The following is a 1716-nucleotide window of genomic DNA, read 5'->3' as shown; positions in this document are numbered from 1 at the left end:
TTACTGGGTCTGTACAGTTGTCCTCTGCAGTGGCTTCGCCAGTTGCAAAATAGTCTGGTAAGATATAGAACAGGTTACCAGCTCCCGGATCAACAGTTTGATCTGCTGGGCAGGTAATTACTGGGGCTAATCGATCCACAACGATAACATTTGCTGAACAGGAGGCAATGTTTCCACTAGTGTCGCTAACAAATGCTGTTATAACAATGGTAGTTCCAATATCTGCACAACTTACCGTAGTAACATCAACGGCAGCGGTATCTATACCACACGCCTCAACAACATTACTGATAATATCAAAAGGATCGATGGTAGCAGTACCATCTGGGCCTAATTCAATAACTATATCTGTATTGGTGTTTGCATAGGAATAAGTAATACCCCAGCTGTTAAGCGTTCCGGTATCACCACCTGCGTTGTCAGAAATTGTGATTGTCCAGTCGCCAAGCGTACTTTCACCGTTGAAGGCTGTAAGCGGATTGTTCGGACTGAAAGTTCCATCAATAGATGGAACACCTGCGCCACACTGATCTTCCACTGCCGATGCAGCTGCATCGTCAAGAGTTGCAAGTATGTCATCACCGCTACAGCCAAATCCACCTCCGGTTGCACCTATACGGTCCACAATGGTGACTGCAGTTCCTGCTGGTGAGGTAATAGTAACGATTATATCGCCTACCCAAGAGTGAGTAGCATCAAGATTTATATCAAGATCCTCGATTGTCACGTCTTCCGTAACTGAAATCGTTGATGAAGCGCCCGCAGGGTCATTATCTGGAATGGCCAATGCAGGGCTGTCTGATATTGTTGCAGAAACAGTTGGTTCTGGACCACAAGTGATCACAGGAGCAACTAGGTCAATAACATTTACTGTAGCAATACAAGTGGAAACGTTTCCACTGTTATCGGTAACGGTAACCTCTATTTGGTTCTCGCCAAGATCTGCACAGGTAAAGTCTAGACCAGAGCCACTACCAACGGTATAGTTGATTGTTCCGTTCCAAATACGTGGTGAAAATACAGAGCCGGTAAATATTCCGGCAACAGCCTTTCCTAAAGTTAATGATAGGTCAGCATTACTGTAGCACTGATTTCCAGGACATCCTGTTCCATTTGTGTAATTTACATCAACATCCATCGTGATTGCTATACCGTAAGTAGTATTCGCAGCTAAAGTAACTGGTGCTGCAAGAACTGCATTACTAGGCAAATCGGTTCCAAGAGCAGTACCAGTACCAGAACTTGCAGGTGCTCCCCAAGCAGCAGCATTGGTTTCATTACCAACGTGAGTGCCAACCAAAGTGTACAGATTTAAATTGAAAGTACCCGTAGCATCTGTGTTTACATCAAGGTCTGTAACTTCAATATCGTTCGGACCTACTGTAAGATCGTACATTACAGTCCAGTTTGGAGAACCGCCATTGTTAGTTGCAAAAAGTGTAGTCAAGGAGCCCATTGTCCCTCCACCGGCACCGCCAGCGGTAACAGTATAGCCACAGGCTTCATTTACACCGGTTAGAAGATCGTTTGGATCTACGCTTGCCATTCCGTTTGCGTCAAGGAAAACGTCAAGTCCGCCACCTGCAGAGATTTCGTAGCTCAGCAGGAAGTTATCAACGCCTGCCGCATAGGCCCAAGAGCCCTCATCATCATAGGTAAAACGCACCTGGAAATCAGCATTCGCATAGGTCATCATATCAAGATCACCTGTGTTGA

The 1716-nt window shown here is 45.5% G+C and carries 1 protein-coding gene; it reads right to left on the bottom strand.

Annotated elements, in window-relative coordinates; all coding sequences use genetic code 11:
* Positions 1–1716: proprotein convertase P-domain-containing protein (locus ESV24_RS15160; RefSeq protein ID WP_211359050.1), on the bottom strand; the 1716-nt coding region annotated here is incomplete at both ends.

Source organism: Aequorivita lipolytica (genome assembly GCF_007997135.1).
GTDB lineage: Bacteria > Bacteroidota > Bacteroidia > Flavobacteriales > Flavobacteriaceae > Aequorivita > Aequorivita lipolytica.
The sequence above is the reverse complement of the archived record's forward strand: the minus strand, read 5'-3'. Positions and strand labels throughout refer to the sequence as shown.